This is a genomic window from Micromonospora sp. DT47, assembly GCF_049844475.1.
Taxonomy (GTDB): Bacteria; Actinomycetota; Actinomycetes; order Mycobacteriales; family Micromonosporaceae; genus Micromonospora.
This window is the reverse complement of the sequence record NZ_JBNCLC010000005.1, coordinates 97,650-113,775: the sequence shown is the minus strand read 5'-3', so window position 1 is coordinate 113,775 and position 16,126 is coordinate 97,650. Positions and strand designations below refer to the sequence as shown.

16 protein-coding genes are annotated in these 16,126 nt (G+C 72.2%); 6 read left to right on the top strand and 10 right to left on the bottom strand.

What is annotated here, in order from left to right:
* Window positions 1-1,200 precede the first annotated feature (1,200 nt).
* The 8 genes from ACLQ2U_RS09830 to rpmH all read right to left on the bottom strand — a co-directional run bounded on the left by ACLQ2U_RS09830 (window position 1,201) and on the right by rpmH (window position 7,303).
* The gene (locus ACLQ2U_RS09830; protein ID WP_425750257.1) at window positions 1,201-2,229 is read right to left on the bottom strand and encodes a ParB/RepB/Spo0J family partition protein; all 1,029 of its coding nucleotides are present in this window, start codon (window positions 2,227-2,229) and stop codon (window positions 1,201-1,203) included.
* 27 nt (window positions 2,230-2,256) lie between these two features.
* Window positions 2,257-3,597, bottom strand: coding sequence for an AAA family ATPase (locus ACLQ2U_RS09825; RefSeq protein ID WP_425750256.1), 1,341 nt, complete (start codon window positions 3,595-3,597; stop codon window positions 2,257-2,259).
* A gap of 230 nt (window positions 3,598-3,827) precedes the next feature.
* Window positions 3,828-4,565, bottom strand: coding sequence for a 16S rRNA (guanine(527)-N(7))-methyltransferase RsmG (gene rsmG / locus ACLQ2U_RS09820; RefSeq protein ID WP_425750255.1), 738 nt, complete (start codon window positions 4,563-4,565; stop codon window positions 3,828-3,830).
* A gap of 82 nt (window positions 4,566-4,647) precedes the next feature.
* Entirely contained in the window at window positions 4,648-5,226 is a 579-nt protein-coding gene (locus tag ACLQ2U_RS09815; protein WP_425750254.1) for a protein jag, read from the bottom strand.
* A 214-nt stretch (window positions 5,227-5,440) separates the two neighbouring features.
* Complete coding sequence (gene yidC, locus ACLQ2U_RS09810; protein WP_425750507.1) at window positions 5,441-6,421, bottom strand: membrane protein insertase YidC; 981 nt, start codon at window positions 6,419-6,421, stop codon at window positions 5,441-5,443.
* 5 nt (window positions 6,422-6,426) lie between these two features.
* Window positions 6,427-6,681: a membrane protein insertion efficiency factor YidD gene (yidD, locus tag ACLQ2U_RS09805; protein WP_425750506.1), complete on the bottom strand. Its 255-nt coding sequence runs from the start codon at window positions 6,679-6,681 to the stop codon at window positions 6,427-6,429.
* Window positions 6,682-6,713: 32 nt separating this feature from the next.
* Entirely contained in the window at window positions 6,714-7,130 is a 417-nt protein-coding gene (gene rnpA / locus ACLQ2U_RS09800; protein WP_425750253.1) for a ribonuclease P protein component, read from the bottom strand.
* A 35-nt stretch (window positions 7,131-7,165) separates the two neighbouring features.
* On the bottom strand, window positions 7,166-7,303 hold the full coding sequence (gene rpmH / locus ACLQ2U_RS09795) for a 50S ribosomal protein L34 (RefSeq protein WP_007453904.1): 138 nt from the start codon (window positions 7,301-7,303) through the stop codon (window positions 7,166-7,168).
* Window positions 7,304-7,939: 636 nt separating this feature from the next.
* Between rpmH and dnaA the strand changes: the two genes are divergently transcribed.
* The 5 genes from dnaA (at window position 7,940) to ACLQ2U_RS09770 (ending at window position 14,446) form a co-directional block, all read left to right on the top strand.
* Complete coding sequence (gene dnaA / locus ACLQ2U_RS09790; RefSeq protein WP_425750252.1) at window positions 7,940-9,790, top strand: chromosomal replication initiator protein DnaA; 1,851 nt, start codon at window positions 7,940-7,942, stop codon at window positions 9,788-9,790.
* Between the two features lie 784 nt (window positions 9,791-10,574).
* Complete coding sequence (dnaN, locus tag ACLQ2U_RS09785; protein ID WP_425750251.1) at window positions 10,575-11,708, top strand: DNA polymerase III subunit beta; 1,134 nt, start codon at window positions 10,575-10,577, stop codon at window positions 11,706-11,708.
* A gap of 40 nt (window positions 11,709-11,748) precedes the next feature.
* Window positions 11,749-12,621, top strand: a complete 873-nt coding sequence (gnd, locus tag ACLQ2U_RS09780; RefSeq protein ID WP_425750250.1) for a phosphogluconate dehydrogenase (NAD(+)-dependent, decarboxylating) — start codon at window positions 11,749-11,751, stop codon at window positions 12,619-12,621.
* Window positions 12,622-12,636: 15 nt separating this feature from the next.
* On the top strand, window positions 12,637-13,770 hold the full coding sequence (gene recF / locus ACLQ2U_RS09775) for a DNA replication/repair protein RecF (protein ID WP_425750249.1): 1,134 nt from the start codon (window positions 12,637-12,639) through the stop codon (window positions 13,768-13,770).
* Window positions 13,771-13,828: 58 nt separating this feature from the next.
* A complete protein-coding gene (locus ACLQ2U_RS09770; RefSeq protein ID WP_425750505.1) occupies window positions 13,829-14,446 on the top strand; it encodes a DciA family protein in 618 nt (205 codons plus the stop codon).
* A gap of 3 nt (window positions 14,447-14,449) precedes the next feature.
* Here the strand turns inward: ACLQ2U_RS09770 and ACLQ2U_RS09765 are convergent, their stop codons facing one another.
* Window positions 14,450-14,695: a hypothetical protein gene (locus ACLQ2U_RS09765; protein ID WP_425750248.1), complete on the bottom strand. Its 246-nt coding sequence runs from the start codon at window positions 14,693-14,695 to the stop codon at window positions 14,450-14,452.
* Window positions 14,696-14,769: 74 nt separating this feature from the next.
* Between ACLQ2U_RS09765 and ACLQ2U_RS09760 the strand changes: the two genes are divergently transcribed.
* Window positions 14,770-15,243, top strand: coding sequence for a MarR family winged helix-turn-helix transcriptional regulator (locus tag ACLQ2U_RS09760; protein ID WP_425750247.1), 474 nt, complete (start codon window positions 14,770-14,772; stop codon window positions 15,241-15,243).
* Window positions 15,244-15,267: 24 nt separating this feature from the next.
* On the opposite strand, the gene ACLQ2U_RS09755 is transcribed toward ACLQ2U_RS09760, so the two are convergent.
* On the bottom strand, window positions 15,268-15,822 hold the full coding sequence (locus ACLQ2U_RS09755; RefSeq protein WP_425750246.1) for a hypothetical protein: 555 nt from the start codon (window positions 15,820-15,822) through the stop codon (window positions 15,268-15,270).
* Window positions 15,823-16,126 lie beyond the last annotated feature (304 nt).

Below are 16,126 nucleotides of genomic sequence, written 5' to 3'. Positions count from 1 at the left end.
CCCGTACACGGCGGGCGAACCACCCCGGTGGTCGTGCCGCAGGGCCATCCCGCCAGCCGCTCAGCCGGCTCCGCGGGCTCCGTTGAGGCGAAGGCCCAGCGTCATCGGTTCCACGTGACGCGACGGGCCGGGCGTCCTGCTTCACGTGGCGCGACGGGCCGGCATCCTCAGTTCCACGGGACCCCCCGGGCAGGTACCCCAGTTCCACATCACACGGCGGGCCCGGGGCGGCCACCTGGACCACAGCGGCAGCCGCGAGCAGAGGCGAGGGGGTGGTACGACGGCGGCCGGAACGATCGACCTTGCCGCGCCACCAGTTCCACCTCAACAGCGGCGCCGCCGGTTTCACGTGAAACGACGAGCCGGCCCCGCCGTTCCACGTGAAACGACGACAGCACCCGCAGGGACGAGCCGGTCGCCGGTGCGGGTACCGACCGTCCGGCTCGGCCATCTCGCGGCTCACCCCGCGCCGCGGATGTGCGTCCCGGCACGGGATCGAGTCCGCAGCTCGCGCCTGCCGGCTGGCCAGGTCCACCGGGCCGAGCAGCAGGGCGGCCACCGCAGCGCGCCACTGGCACTCGGTGCCGCCCAGGCCAGCACCCGCCGGGCAAGCCAGGCCACGGCCAGCGCGCTTGGGGATGCCGCGCAGGCGAGCATCGCGTCAATGCCAGCTTCGGATCCCCGAAACAGGGCGGCACCGAACAGCGCCCGTGAAATCAGCAGCCCTGGAAATCGGCCAGCCCGCCGGTCCGCACCCCAGCTCGACTACCGGTTTCTCCGATCACTGCCGGCCACCCATCGGACGCCGGCAGAGCCGCATTCCGGGCCCTCAGAGAGACGCAGCGGCGGTTTCACGTGAAACGCGGACGCCGACCAGGGCGCGGCCGCATGAGGGTTCCTCGGGCCCTACGGCGGCTTGCGGGTTGCCCGCGTCGGCGGGAACAGCCAGTCGGCCGACGCCGGGAACGAGGAGGGACGACTCACAGCGCCCACCGGGGTCGGCTCCTCCAGGCGCCGACGAGAGCCGGAACCTCCGAATGGACGAACCGACGGCAGACGGCAGACGGCAGGCGGCAGGCAACGACGGTCCAGTGGCCGGCCCGGTTGCCGTCCGAGGGCGGAGCCACGAGCCGGGCCGAAAGCGGACCGGCCGCGTACCCCGGAGAGGGGCCGCGGCCGGTGATGCCGGATGGTGCCAGCTCAGCCCTCGGGCTCCTGCTGCTCGACGCCGATGATCCCCACGATCCGCTCGAGATCGTCGACCGTGGCGAACTCGATCGTGATCTTGCCCTTGCTCCGCCCGATGTCGACCTTCACCCGGGTGTCGAAGCGGTCGGAGAGGCGATCGGCGAGATCGGTCAGCGCGGGTGCGTGCGGCTTCGACCGACGCTTCGCGGCCGGGGTCTTCGCCGGCCCGTCGCTGAGCGCCAGGGCCACGATCTCCTCGGTCGCCCGTACGGAGATGCCCTCGGCGACGATCCGGAGGGCGAGCTGCTCCTGCGCCTCCGGCTCGTCGAGGCTCAGCAGCGCGCGGGCGTGCCCGGCGGAGAGCACACCGGCCGCCACCCGTCGCTGCACCGGCGCCGGCAGGTTCAGCAGTCGGATGGTGTTGGAGATCTGCGGGCGGCTCCGGCCGATCCGCCGGGCCAATTCCTCGTGGGTGGCGCCGAACTCCTCCAGCAACTGCTGGTACGCGGCCGCCTCTTCCAGCGGGTTGAGGTTGGCCCGGTGGATGTTCTCCAGGAGCGCGTCCCGGAGCATCGCGTCGTCCTTGGTGTCCCGGACGATGGCCGGGATGTTCTCCCGGCCGACCGCCTGCGCGGCCCGCCACCGCCGCTCGCCCATGACGAGTTCGTACTTCTCGCCGTCGAGCTGGCGGACGACGATCGGCTGGAGGAAGCCGACCTCCTGGATCGAGGTCTTCAGCTCCTCCAGCGCCTCCTCGTCGAAGACCTGCCGGGGCTGCTTCGGGTTCGGCACGATCGCGTCGACCGGGATCTCGGCGAACCGTGCTCCCGGCACCGGGCTCAGCTGCGGCTCGGGCTGGGCGGGCGTGGTCGCTGCCACCGCCGGCGACGGCGGGGTCTCGGCAGACGCCTCGACCGCGGACCGTGCGGCGTCGGCCTCTGCCACGGGCGCGGCCATGGTGCCCGATGCGTCCTGCACCGGCCCGGTGGGGATCAGCGCCCCGAGTCCTCGACCCAGACCGCCACGGGGTCGGTTCTTCATGCAACGCCTCCCAGCGACTCGTCCGCACTACGCATTCCGGCTCACCGGCTCCCTGGCGCCGCGCTCCGCGATCTCCTGGGCGGCCTCGAAGTAGCTCGTGGCCCCCCGTGAACCGGGATCGTAGGTCATCACGGACTGGCCGTAGCTCGGTGCCTCCGACACGCGGACGTTGCGCGGGATGACGGCCTGGAGCACCTTGTCGCCGAAGTGGTTCCGGACGTCCTGCTCCACGGCGTCGGCCAGCCGGGTACGGCGGTCGTACATGGTGAGCAGGATGGTGGAGACCTCGAGCTTCGGGTTCAGGTGCTGGCGTACCAGGTTGATGTTGTTGATCAGCTGGTTCAGCCCCTCCAGCGCGTAGTACTCGCACTGGATGGGGATCAGCACCTCCTGCGCGGCCACGAGCGCGTTCACCGTCAGCAGCCCGAGCGAGGGCGGGCAGTCGATGAAGATGTAGTCGAAGTGCCCCGGATACGCGGTGATGGCCCGGACGAGCCGGGACTCCCGGGCGACGACCGAGACCAGCTCGATCTCCGCGCCCGCGAGGTCGATGGTGGCCGGTACGCACCAGAGGTTCGGGATGCCCTCGACCTCCTGCGCCACCTCCTCCAGCGGCACGCTGTTGATCAGGCAGTCGTAGACGTCCGGGATCCCGGTGTGGTGCGGGACGTTCAGCCCGGTCGAGGCGTTGCCCTGCGGGTCGAGGTCGACCACCAGGACCCGGTTCCCGTGCAGGGCCAGCGCCACCGCCAGGTTCACGGTGGTCGTGGTCTTCCCCACGCCGCCCTTCTGGTTGGCGACGCACATCACCCGGGTCCGCGCGGGGCGGGGCATGGTCACCTCGCCACTCGGATTAAGGATCTGCACGGCGCGCATCGCCTCCATAGCCAACGGTGGGTCATCCTCTTCGCGCGTCGGGGTTTCACGTGAAACGTACGCGGCCCCGGCAAGATCGCCGGGCGCCGACTCCGGGGTGTCAACGATGACGGACGTGGAGTCCGGCACGTCGCCCGCTTGGGGTTGCTGCGGCACCGTGGGCGGCACGTTGCCCGCGGCGGGATTCTCGAACCGGGACGGCGCTCCGGCGTTACCCCGTGCCGGCGCCGACCGGTCGGCCGGCGCGTTGGCCGGCCGGCCGTCCGGCGTGGACGGTGTCGGCGGAGCGACGTACGACTCCGGGTGGGGACGCGCCGCACCGACCGCGGGTACGTCCCGACGTACGGTCGGATCGCTGTCCGGCGGACGGACGGTGGGCTGACCACCGGTCGACCACTGCTGGTCGGTTTCACGTGAAACGGGGTCCGGTCCGGAGGGAGGGCCCTCGGGGCGGATCACCCGTGAATCGTCGTACCTGCCGTCGTCATGCACCTGTCATCCCTACCCGCTCCGGATGGTCGGTCCGCACCTCGTCAACTGGCCGCACGCATGCTCGGCACCGCGGCGCGTACCGCTTGGCGGAAACGGTCGGAGCCCGGTGCCCCCGCACCCGCCCGCTCCACACTATCGACGCGCGGTCAGCCTACGGGGGACGGGCGCGGTGGGTCCATCGCGGTTATCAGCCCGCCACGTCCGGCCCGACGAGGCGGAAGCGCGCGGGGTCAGCGGGCCCGCTTCCGCCCGCCCCGCGAGCGCTTCGGCGCCTTCTTCGCGCCGGGCGGCCGGACCACCCGCTCACGCACGATCTCCACGACGGTCGCCGGCGGATCGATCACCCCGACGCCGCAGAGGTGCACGGCGGGCTCTCCGCCGCCGAGCCGGGCCACGGCCTCGGCGTGCTCGGCGATCTCCTCGGCGGCGGAGGCGCCCTTCAGCGCGACGAGCCGACCACCGGGTACCGCCAGCGGCAGGCACCAGCCGGAGAGCCGGTCCAGCGGGGCGACCGCCCGGGCCGTCACGACGTCGGCGCTGAACGGGCCGACCCCGGTCTCTCCGGTGGCCGCCTCGTCCGCGCGCCCCCGGAACACCCGGACCATCCGGGCCAGTCCGAGTCGCTCCACCGCCTCGATCAGGAAGGAGGTACGCCGGGCGAGCGGCTCGACCAGGGTCACCGTCAGGTCGGGCCGGGCGATCGCCAGCACCAGCCCGGGCAGGCCGGCGCCCGAGCCGACGTCGATCACGGACGCGCCCTCGGGGATCCGTTCCGCCACGGCGGCGCAGTTGAGCAGGTGGCGGTCCCAGATCCGCGGCGCCTCCCGCGGACCGATCAGGCCCCGCACCACGCCGTCGGTGGCGAGCATTTCGGCGTACCCGGCCGCCAGGTCGAGCCGGTCGCCGAAGAGCGTCTGCGCCGCAGCGGCCAGCTCGGCCGGCAGCGCGGCGTCCTGCGGGGAGGGCACGGGGCGGACAGGCGACGGCCCGGGCGGCGTACCACCCGGGCCGCTCACGGCACCCGCCGTGTCGTCGTCGCGTGTCACCAGGTCAGTCCGCCGGCCGTACGACGATGCGCCGGTTCGGCTCGACACCCTCGGACTCGCTCTCCACGCCGGTCATCGCGTTGACCACGTCGTGCACGCACTTGCGCTCGAAGGCCGACATCGGCTCCAGCCGGACCGGCTCGCCCTGCTCCTTGACCTTCTCGACCGCGTTCTTGGCGACCGCGGCGAGCTCCTTGCGCCGGTTGGCGCGGTAGCCGCCGACGTCGAGCAGCAGCCGGCTCGGCGTGCCGGTCTGCCGGAACACCGCCAGCCGGGCCAGCTCCTGGAGCGCCTCCAGGGTGGCGCCGCGCTGACCGACCAGGTTCTGAAGCCGGTCGCCGACCACCTCGACGACCGGACGGCCGCCGGAGACCAGCTCATCGATGTCGCCGTCGTAGTCGAGGACGTCGAGCAGGCCCTCGATGTAGTCGGCGGCGATCTCACTCTGCGCGAACAACTCGGTCTCGCTGGCGGCCTTCTTCTCCTTGCCGCCCTCCTCGGGCTCGCCCTCACCGGTCGCGGCGGTCGGCACGGCCTCCTCGTCCAGGGAGGCGTCCGCGCTGGGGATGCTGGTGTCGGTCACGGTCTCAACTCCGTACTCGCTCGGCCGGACCGTCGGGTCCGCTGGTTTCCCGGGGTGACCGGCGGGAGATGGCCGGTGCCCACGGGCACGTCTGTACGGGCAGTCTCGCCCGTGACCGCGCTGCGCGCGGCGGTTCCGGCCCGGCGCCGGCCGTACGGCGGCTGCGCGGTGCCGGGCCCGGGCCGCCGGCGGTGGTGCCGGCGACCCGGGGAGGTCAGCCCTGCCGCTTGGCCGGCCGGCTCTTCTTCGGGTTCGCGGGCTTCGCGCCCGGCTTCGGCCCGGCGACCTTCGGCGCGGCCGGCTTGGCCGGCGCCTGCGCCACCGGCTTGCGCCGGTTCAGGAAGCCGCCGGTCTTGGCCGGCTGCACCGGGCCGCGGCTCGGGGTGCCCGCCTTGGGGTTGGTCACCAGCGGCGGGAACTTGCGGAGCACCCACTGCTGCTGGCCGAGGGTGAAGAGGTTGTTGGTGACCCAGTAGATGATCACGCCGATCGGGAAGATCGCGCCGGAGATCAGCAGCGACGCCGGGATGCCGTAGAGCATCAGCCGCTGCACCATCCGCTGCTGCGGGTCCTCCGCCCAGCCGGTCTTGAGGATCATCTGGCGGCTGGTCAGGTAGGTGGTGCCGATCATGACCAGCACCAGGATGCCGGCCATGACCTTGACCGTGGTGCCGTTGGCGCCGAGCCGGGCCAGCTCGTCGGCGGTGGACCCGAACTTGCCGGCGATCGGGGCGGTGAAGAGCTTCGCCTGCGACGCGGACTCGAACTGGTCGACCGTCCAGCCGTAGAGGGTCTTGCTCTCCTTGGCCGGGTCGAGCCGGCGCAGCACGTGGAAGAGGCCGAGGAAGACCGGGATCTGGAGGAACATCGGAAGGCAGCCCATCAGCGGGTTGGCCTTTTCCTTCCGGTAGAGCTCCATCATCTCCTTCTGGAGCGTCTCCCGGTCACCCTTGTGCTTCTCCTGCAGCTCCTTGACCTTGGGCTGGAGCGTCTGCATGGCCCGCTGGGACTTGATCTGCTTGACGAAGACCGGGAAGAGGATCACCCGGACGGTGACCACCAGGAACACGATGGCGAGGATCCAGGCCCAGTTCGTACCAATGACCGCGTCGAGCGGCACCCCGATGGCGTCCCAGGCCGAGTGCCAGGTCAGCAGGATCCACGAGATCGCGTAGTAGATCCAGTCGAGACTCAGACTCACTACAGGGCTCCAGTCACATCGGCACGACGGCGGCCGCCCGGCTCCGGCACCGGGTCATGTCCACCTGGGTGGAAGGGGTGGCAGCGCAACAACCGCCGGACCGTCAGGCCGGCTCCCCGGAGCGCGCCGTGCCGGGCCACCGCCTCCAGGGCGTACGCACTGCACGACGGGTAGAACCGACAGCGGGCCGGCAGCGCCGGGCTTATCCAACGACGGTACGCGATGATGGGGCCGGTCAGCACCCGGGCACCCATGCTCGCCGGCCGCGGCGGGGCGGATCCACCGCTCACCGGGACCGCCGCCCCCGGGGCGCCCGCGCGGCGGCGATCGCCGCGTCGAGGTCGGCCCCGAGCCGGGAGTACGACGCCTCGGCGGCGGCGGGCAACGCCCGGACCACCAGCGTGCTTCCCTCGGGCAGCTCGGCCAGGCGCTCGCGGACCAGGTGCCGCAGCCGTCGCCGGACCGTGTTGCGGACCACGGCGGGGCCGACGGCCTTGGACACGACGAAGCCGGCGCGGGTCGGCACGGAGATCGTCTCCGTGCCGCTGTCCCGCGCCGGCTCCGGCGAGGTTGTCGCGGTGGGTTCGGGGCTCGCCGGCAGGGTCAGATGGACGACGACCGCGCCTCGCCCGGCGCGTCGACCACCCCGGACCGCTGCGGCGAAGTCGGTACTGCGCCGCAGTCGCTGTGCGGCCGTCAGCACGACTGCCCACGTCCCCCGGACCGGACCGGTCGGCCTCAGGCCGACAGGGTGGTGCGACCCTTGGCGCGGCGGCTCGACAGGATGGCGCGGCCGGCACGGGTGCGCATGCGCAGCCGGAAGCCGTGGGTCTTCGCGCGCCGGCGGTTGTTCGGCTGGTAGGTGCGCTTGCTCACGTCAGGCTCTCCGTTTTCGTACGTCCCCGGCACGGGGTCGCCCAGGGTCGTGTGGTGGTCCAGGCCACCTCGGCGGTGGCCCCCGATCGGTGCTGCCCGGCGACGCGGGACCTCGGCGATGCGAGGACGCGACCGCGGACAGCAAGCAGCCATCACCCTAGCAGAGGGCGACAGAGCAGCCCCTCCAGCCTACGCAGGGGGGCAATGACCGTCAAACAACCCACGACGGGCGACGCGGCGGCCGGCGGCGCGACCGATCAGGTGGTTTTCACTGATGCCGACAAGGACGGGGAGAATCGTCGGTTGATGGTGCCCCGTCGTCGCTGTTACCGTGCGCGTTTGCGGTCAGCGTCGGGGGTGCGAGGTGTCGCTGACCGCCAAGACCGGACAAGGCAGTGAATCGTTCGGCACGGTGAACCCGCTTCAACGCCCCTCCCGCCAGGGGGCAGGTCCGACCCGCGTCCGGCGGGCGGCCACAATCGGTCGGTACACACAGGCTGTGGATAACTTGTGGATGCCGGTCGGTCAGCCGTCCGGTGGGTGAGGCACCACCCGCTCGAACACGGTGGCGGGCCCGGAACGGCCGACTGGACCACAGCGGCGGCCGGGAGCAGAGGCGAGGGGGGTGGCACGACGGTGGCCGGAACGATCGACCTTGCCGCGGTGTGGACCGCGGCGACGGACGAACTCGCCGACGAGATCATCTCCGCGCAGCAGCGTGCGTACCTGCGGCTCACCCGGCTGCGGGCGATCGTGGAGGACACCGCCCTGCTCTCCGTCCCGGACGCCTTCACCCGGGACGTGATCGAGTCCCGGCTGCGGCCCGCGATCACCGAGGCGCTCACCCGCCGGCTGGGCCGGCCGATCCAGGTGGCGGTCACCGTCCGGGTCGCGGAGGACGCCTCCGGGGCGGCCGCCGGCACCGTCTACCGCAGCGGCCCGGAGACCGCGCTGGAGCTCGACGGCGGTCGGGACGACTTCGCCGCCGCGCACCCCCCGGCCTTCGGCGACCACGAGCAGGCGTACCAGGAGCCGGCCTTCCAGCAGCAGCCGTTCCCGGGGCCGGACTACCCGGAGCAGGCGTACCAGGAGCGGCCCGCCGAGCCGGACCCGGCGACCGCGCCGGCGTCACACGACGGGCACCGCCCGGGGCTGATCCCGGCCAGCCGGGACGGCGGCCAGGACACCCTCTTCGGCGCCGGCTTCGCCGAGCCGCTGAGGGTGAGTCGCCCCACACCCGAGCAGCGCGGCTTCGACCGGCGCCCCCGCGCCGACGCGCCGGAGGGCGACGGCCGCGGCTTCGAGCCGCCGTACCGCGACCAGGCCCGGCCGTCGCGCGACCCGCACCCGCCCCGCGGCCTGGCCCGCGACAGCGGTACGGACAGCGGCCCCGGCCGGGCCGGCGCCGACCGCCGCCCCGGCGGGGGGAGCGACCGCCGCCCCGGCGGCGCGGAGAGCGGCAACCGGCTCAACCCGAAGTACATGTTCGAGACGTTCGTCATCGGCTCGTCGAACCGGTTCGCCCACGCGGCGAGCGTCGCGGTGGCCGAGTCACCGGCCAAGGCGTACAACCCGTTGTTCATCTACGGTCACTCCGGGCTCGGCAAGACCCACCTGCTGCACGCGATCGGGCATTACGCCACCACCCTCGGCAACGCCCGATCGGTGCGCTACGTCTCCACCGAAGAGTTCACCAACGACTTCATCAACTCGCTCCGCGACGACAAGACCAGTGCGTTCCAGCGGCGCTACCGGGACGTCGACATCCTCCTGATCGACGACATCCAGTTCCTGGAGAACCGCGAGCGCACCCAGGAGGAGTTCTTCCACACCTTCAACACCCTGCACAACGCGAACAAGCAGATCGTGATCACGTCCGACCGCTCCCCGCGCCAACTGGCGACCCTGGAGGACCGGATGCGGACCCGGTTCGAGTGGGGCCTGCTGGCCGACATCCAGCCGCCCGACCTGGAGACCCGGATCGCGATCCTGCAGAAGAAGGCGGCCCAGGAGCGGATGTACGCCCCGCCGGACGTGCTGGAGTTCATCGCCTCCCGGGTGTCGAGCTCGATCCGGGAACTGGAAGGGGCGCTGATCCGGGTGACCGCGTTCGCCAGCCTCACCCGTTCGACGGTCGAGCTGTCGTTGGCCGAGGAGGTGCTGCGGGACTTCATCCCGGACGGCTCCGGCCCCGAGATCAACGCCGACCAGATCATGGCCTCCACCGCCGACTACTTCGGGGTGAGCCTGGAGGACCTGCGCGGCCAGTCCCGCTCACGGGTGCTGGTCAACGCCCGCCAGGTGGCCATGTACCTGTGCCGCGAGCTGACCGAGTTGTCGCTGCCCCGGATCGGGCAGGCGTTCGGTGGCCGCGACCACACCACGGTGATGCACGCCGACCGCAAGATCCGCCAGCAGATGGCCGAGCGGCGCTCGCTCTACAACCAGATCGCCGAGCTGACCAACCGGATCAAGCAGAACACCTGAGTCGTACGCCACACCGGCGACCGCCGGCGAGGGGATTGGGGGCGCCCGGCCAAGCTATCGGCCGGGCGTTTTCCGTACCTGTGGAGATCCCGGGGTTGACCCTGGAGCGGGTCGAGGGTCCACGATCGGTGTCATGTTCGTCCACAGCACGACCCGGTTGTCCACATCCCCTGTTCCACAGTCGGTGGACAACCACGCTCCGTCCGGAGCCGGTTACCCACAGGCTGTGGACAAACCCTGGGGACGACCTGTGGACGCCTGGGGACGACCGCGGGGTTGTCCACCGACGACGGTCGACCTGTGGGCGGCCTGTTGAAGGTTCTGGGGACAACGTCGATCACGGTCGTCCGCGGTGTCCACAGCACTGGGGAGAAACCCGGTGGATTACCCGTGGACAACCGGTGGACAACCGTGGACAACTCTGGGGACAACGCGGGCTGTGGACCGGCACACGGGTTTACCCCCCGGTTCTCCACAGCCAACTCACCGGTGGATAACCTTCCTGGCCTGCGCGGACGCCGGTTCTCCACAGTTTGCACAGGTGCGATGAAGACGATGAGTTATCTCTTCTAAACAACAAAAACCAATCATCACCGTTGGACTTCCTGTGGATCGGGCCGGAACGGCCGGGGACAGCCCGTCAGCACCGGCAGGATCCACGGGGTCGGGCGCACAGCCGATGCCAATGCGCCCTAAGGTGCGAGGGGTACCCGCACGGTCGGGCGGGGCGGTGGGCAGCGGTCGGCATGAGAGAGTTGTCGATGACGTCGACGCGGAGGCATTGATGAAGTTCCGAGTGGAGCGCGACGCGCTCGCCGAAGCGGTGGCGTGGACCGCGAAGAGCCTGCCCAACCGGCCGTCCGTACCGGTGCTGGCCGGGGTGATGCTCCGGGTCACCGACGGCAACCTGCAGGTCTCCGGCTTCGACTACGAGGTTTCCAGCCAGGTGACCGTCGAAGTGCAGGGGGACGCCGACGGCGCCGCCCTCGTCTCCGGCCGACTGCTCGCCGAGATCACCAAGGCGCTGCCGGCCAAGCCGGTGGACATCGCCGCGGTCGGCGCGCACCTGGAGCTGGTCTGCGGCAGCGCGCGGTTCACCCTGCCGACCATGCCGGTCGAGGACTACCCCGCCCTGCCGGAGATGCCGGAGAGCGCCGGCACCATCGACGCGGCGGCCTTCGCCGCCGCCGTCGCCCAGGTCGCCGTGGCCGCCGGTCGGGACGAGACCCTGCCGATGATGACCGGCGTCCGGATCGAGCTCTCCGGGGGCACGCTGGCCATGCTCGCCACCGACCGCTACCGGCTCGCGCTGCGCGAGATGGACTGGAACCCGGACGACCCCGAGGTCAGCATCAACGCCCTGGTGCCGGCCCGCACCCTGCACGACACCGCCAAGGCGCTCGGCCCGGTCGGCGGCCAGGTGACGATGGCCCTCTCCCAGGGCGCCGCCGGCGAGGGCATGATCGGCTTCACCGGCGGTACCCGGCGCACCACCAGCCGGCTGCTCGACGGCGCGAACTACCCGCCGGTGCGCTCGCTCTTCCCGGCCACCCACAACGCCGAGGCGCGGGTCCCGGTGAGCAACCTGATCGAGGTGGTCAAGCGGGTCGCCCTGGTGGCCGAGCGGACCACCCCGGTGCTGCTGAGCTTCAGCTCCGACGGCCTGGTCGTCGAGGCGGGCGGCACTGAGGAGGCCCGGGCCAGCGAGGCGATGGAGGCCACCTTCACCGGTGAGCCGCTGACCATCGGCTTCAACCCGCAGTACCTGATCGACGGCCTGACCAACCTGGGCGCCCAGCACGCGGTGCTCTCGTTCGTCGACGCCTTCAAGCCTGCGGTGATTTCCCCCGCCGGCGAGGATGGCGAGGTCATCCCGGGGTACCGGTACCTCATCATGCCGATCCGCGTGTCCCGCTGATCGCACTCCAGCAGACCCCGACGCACGGAGGTAGGAGCAGATGCAGCTCGGCCTGGTAGGACTCGGCCGGATGGGCGGCAACATGCGCGAGCGGTTGCGCGCCGCCGGCCACGAGGTGGTCGGCTTCGACCACAACGCGGAGCTGAGCGACGTCGCGACCCTGGCGGAGTTGGCCGAGAAGCTGGAGGCGCCGCGCGCGGTCTGGGTGATGGTCCCGGCCGGCGTGACCGACGCGACCATCGACGAGCTCGCCGGGGTGCTGGGCGAGGGCGACATCATCATCGACGGCGGCAACTCGCGGTTCAGTGACGACGCGCCGCGGGCCGAGCGGCTCGCCGAGCGCGGCATCGGCTACCTGGACGCCGGCGTCTCCGGCGGCGTCTGGGGCCGGCAGAACGGGTACGCCCTGATGGTCGGCGGCGCGCAGGAGCACGTCGGCCGGCTGATGCCGATCTTCGAAGCGCTCAAGCCGGAGGGCGAGTTCGGCTTCGTGCACGCCGGCCCGGTCGGCGCCGGCCACTACGCCAAGATGGTGCACAACGGCATCGAGTACGGCCTGATGCACGCCTACGCCGAGGGCTACGAGCTGCTGGCCGCCTCCGAGCTGGTGACCAACGTGCCGGGCGTGTTCAAGTCCTGGCGCGAGGGCACCGTGGTCCGCTCCTGGCTGCTCGACCTGCTCGACCGGGCCCTCGACGAGGACCCGGAGCTGGCCGAGCTGAGCAGCTACACCGAGGACACGGGCGAGGGGCGCTGGACGGTCGACGAAGCGGTACGGCTCGCCGTACCGCTGAACGTCATCACCGCCTCGCTCTTCGCCCGGTTCGCGTCCCGGCAGGACGAGTCGCCCGCGATGAAGGCGGTCGCCGCGCTGCGCCAGCAGTTCGGCGGGCACGCCGTCCGCAAGCGCTGACGGTATCCACAGCCTGTGTACGTCCGCCGGCTCGAACTGGTCGACTTCCGCTCGTACGAGCGGGTCGGCGTCGACCTGGAGCCGGGGCCGAACGTCCTGATCGGCGCCAACGGTGTCGGCAAGACCAACCTGGTCGAGGCGTTGGGCTACGTGGCGACCCTGGACTCGCACCGGGTCGCCACGGACGCCCCCCTGGTCCGGATGGGCGCCTCCTCGGCGGTGATCCGCTGCACGGTGGTGCACGACGGCCGTGAGCTCCTGGTCGAGCTGGAGATCGTCCCCGGCAAGGCCAACCGGGCCCGGCTCGGGCGCTCCCCGGCCCGGCGGGCCCGGGACGTGCTCGGCGCGCTGCGGCTGGTGCTCTTCGCCCCGGAGGACCTGGAACTCGTCCGCGGTGACCCGGCGGAACGCCGCCGCTACCTGGACGACCTGCTGGTCCTCCGCCAGCCCCGGTACGCCGGGGTGCGGGCCGACTACGAGCGGGTGGTCAAGCAGCGCAACGCCCTGCTGCGCACCGCGTACCTGGCCCGCAAGACGGGCGGGTCGCGCGGCGGGGACCTGTCCACCCTGGCGGTCTGGGACACCCACCTGGCGCAGCACGGCGCGGAGCTGCTGGCCGGCCGGCTGGAGCTGGTCGCCGCGCTGGCCCCGCACGTCACCAAGGCGTACGACGCGGTGGCCGCCGGCCGGGGCGCGGCGGGGATCGCGTACCGGCCGTCGCTGGAACTGGCCGAGCCGACCACCGACCGGGCGGTGCTGACCGAGGCGCTGACCGCCGCGCTCGCGGAGTCCCGGTCGGCCGAGATCGAGCGCGGCACCACCCTGGTCGGGCCGCACCGCGACGACCTCACCCTCACCCTCGGCCCGCTGCCCGCCAAGGGGTACGCCAGCCACGGCGAGTCCTGGTCGTACGCGCTGGCCCTGCGGCTGGCCGGCTACGACCTGCTGCGCGCCGACGGCATCGAGCCGGTGCTGGTCCTCGACGACGTCTTCGCGGAGCTGGACGCGGGCCGGCGGGAGCGGCTGGCGGAGCTGGTCGGCGGGGCCGGTCAGCTCCTGGTGACCTGTGCGGTAGACGACGACGTGCCGGCGGCCCTGCGCGGCACCCGGTACGCGGTGGGCGAGGGGACGGTACGACGTGTCGACTGATCCGGAGCGCACCGGCGGAGCTGGCGAGCCGACGAAGGCGACGGGTGGACCGGGCCGCGTGGCCGGGGGCGGGGCGCGCGGCGCGCGTACTCCGAAGGGTGCCGGAGCCACCGGCAAGGGCGACGCCGCGCGACCGGCTGACGCCGGTGCGGACGCCGGGCCCGGGACGGCTGAGGGTGCGGCCGGTCCGGAGCTGGCCCGGGCGGTATTGGACGCGGCGAAGGCCCGCCGGGGGGCGGCGCAGACCCGCCGGAAGAGCGTGGTCGGCGGGGAGGGCGGCGAGCGGCGGCTGCGTGGCTACTCCGGGCCGGGCCCGGACCCGCGCGACCCGCAGCCGCTCGGCGTGGTGCTGGAGCGGCTGATGAAGGCGCGCGGCTGGCAGCAGCCGGCCGCCGAGGCGACCGTCTTCGGCGCCTGGGAGAAGGTGGTCGGGCCGGAGATCGCGCAGCACAGCCGGCCGGTGAAGCTGGAGGACGGCGAGCTGACGGTGGAGGCGCGCTCGACCGCCTGGGCCACCCAGCTGCGGCTGCTCGCCGGCTCGCTGCTCAAGCGGATCGCCGGCGAGGTGGGCCACAACGTGGTGCGCAAGCTGCACATCCACGGCCCGGCGGCGCCGTCCTGGTCGCGGGGGCCGCGTCGGGTCCGCGGCCGGGGCCCGCGGGACACCTACGGCTGACGATCAGCGCTCGGCGCGCCGAGCCTCCCGCGCGGCGCGCTTGCGTTCCCGCTGCTCACGGCTCCAGCGCTTGCGGTTTTCCAGGTCCTGCTTCCACAGCTCGCGGGCCTGCGTCGACCCGCCCTGGACCGCGCCCTGCACCCCCTCGGCGGGACCGGCGACGTACTTGTAGGCCCAGGCCCAGAACCGACCGCCCTCGCCCGGTGCCTTCGAAGCCTTCCCGTCCTTGCCCATGCCTGACCTCTCCATCGCCGACCGTTTGTGCGCCAATAATTGGTACACCAAACGTTGGTACGATGGCAACGACGATGAGGAGGTCGACGGTGCCCGATCAGCTCGACGGGGATCCCCTGGCGCTCGAGCAGCAGGTCTGTTTCGCGCTCTCCGTCGCCGCGCGCGGCGTTGTCGCCGTCTACCGGCCGCTGCTGGAGCCGATCGGGCTGACCCATCCGCAATATCTGGTCATGCTCGCGCTCTGGCAGTACGCGCCGCTGTCCGTACGGGAGCTCAGCCGGCTGCTCCAGCTCGACCCCGGCACGCTGTCGCCCCTGCTCAAGCGCCTGGAGGCGGCCGGTTACGTGCGGCGCGAGCGGGACGCCTCGGACGAGCGGAGCCTCGCCGTCACGCTCACCGCCAGCGGTACGGCGTTGCGCGCCCACGCCGAGCGGATCCCGCCCGCCATCGTGGAGCGGCTCGGGCTGCCGGTGGAGGAACTTCGGCACCTGCACACCGTTCTCACCGAGGTGATCGCCGCGGCCAACCGCGCCGCGACGCCGGGTCCGGCGACCCCGTCCTGACTGCGACCGGGTCGGTGATCCGGGTCAGGCGTCGGCGTAGACGGCGAAGCCGCGGTCCGCGCAGCGCCGGAAGAAGGCGGCCAGCACACCCAGCTCGGCGCAGGTGAAGTCCCACTGCGGCGGTTCGCCGCTCTCGTCGCGCAGCTTGTCGAGCCGGCTGTCCAGCCAGCGCAGCTGCTGCTCGGCCAGCCGGCCGTCGCCCAGCAGGGCGCGCAGCACCTCGCTGACCGACTCGAAGGTCACCACCTCGCCGTACAGCCGATGCTGGACGACGAACTTCTCCATTCCGTCGGCGATCCAGGAGCAGCCGTCCGGGTCGATCACCGGGTCCTCGTCCTCGGCGGCGGCGTCCGTGGCGTAGAGCACATTTTCCAGCCCGAGGATCAGGTCGACCAGCTCGGTGTAGGCGGTGGCCCGGACCGTGCCGGTCTTGGCGATGTGCTCGGCGATCGCGGCGGTGGGCGCGGAGATCCGAGGGATGTCCACAATCTCGCCGAAGTCCACGAACTCGGCCGGCGCGACCGGGTCGTAGAAGCGGCCGGTCCGCGGCCAGTGCACCGCGACGTTGTCCAGCCCCATCTGGCCTCACCCCTTGTGAGCACGTGTCGGACCGATCGGGTCGATCGTCCCGCTTGCGGATAGAAAAGATCAAGACGAGCACCGGTGGCGCCGCAAAGGTACGGTACGACCGGTCCGCGCGCGACCCCCGCCCGGGCGTCGACCCACCGGCGTTTCTCCGCGCGGCGCCGCCCCCGATCTTCCCCTCGCGTGTAGGGGGAGTCGCGGACAGCACGATTCGGCCCGCTACGGAGGTCTCAGCCGCCGCGAAGGGGTGCCGAGTGGTGGTTCTGTCGTCTGCGCACAGTAAGATTGACGGCGAGAC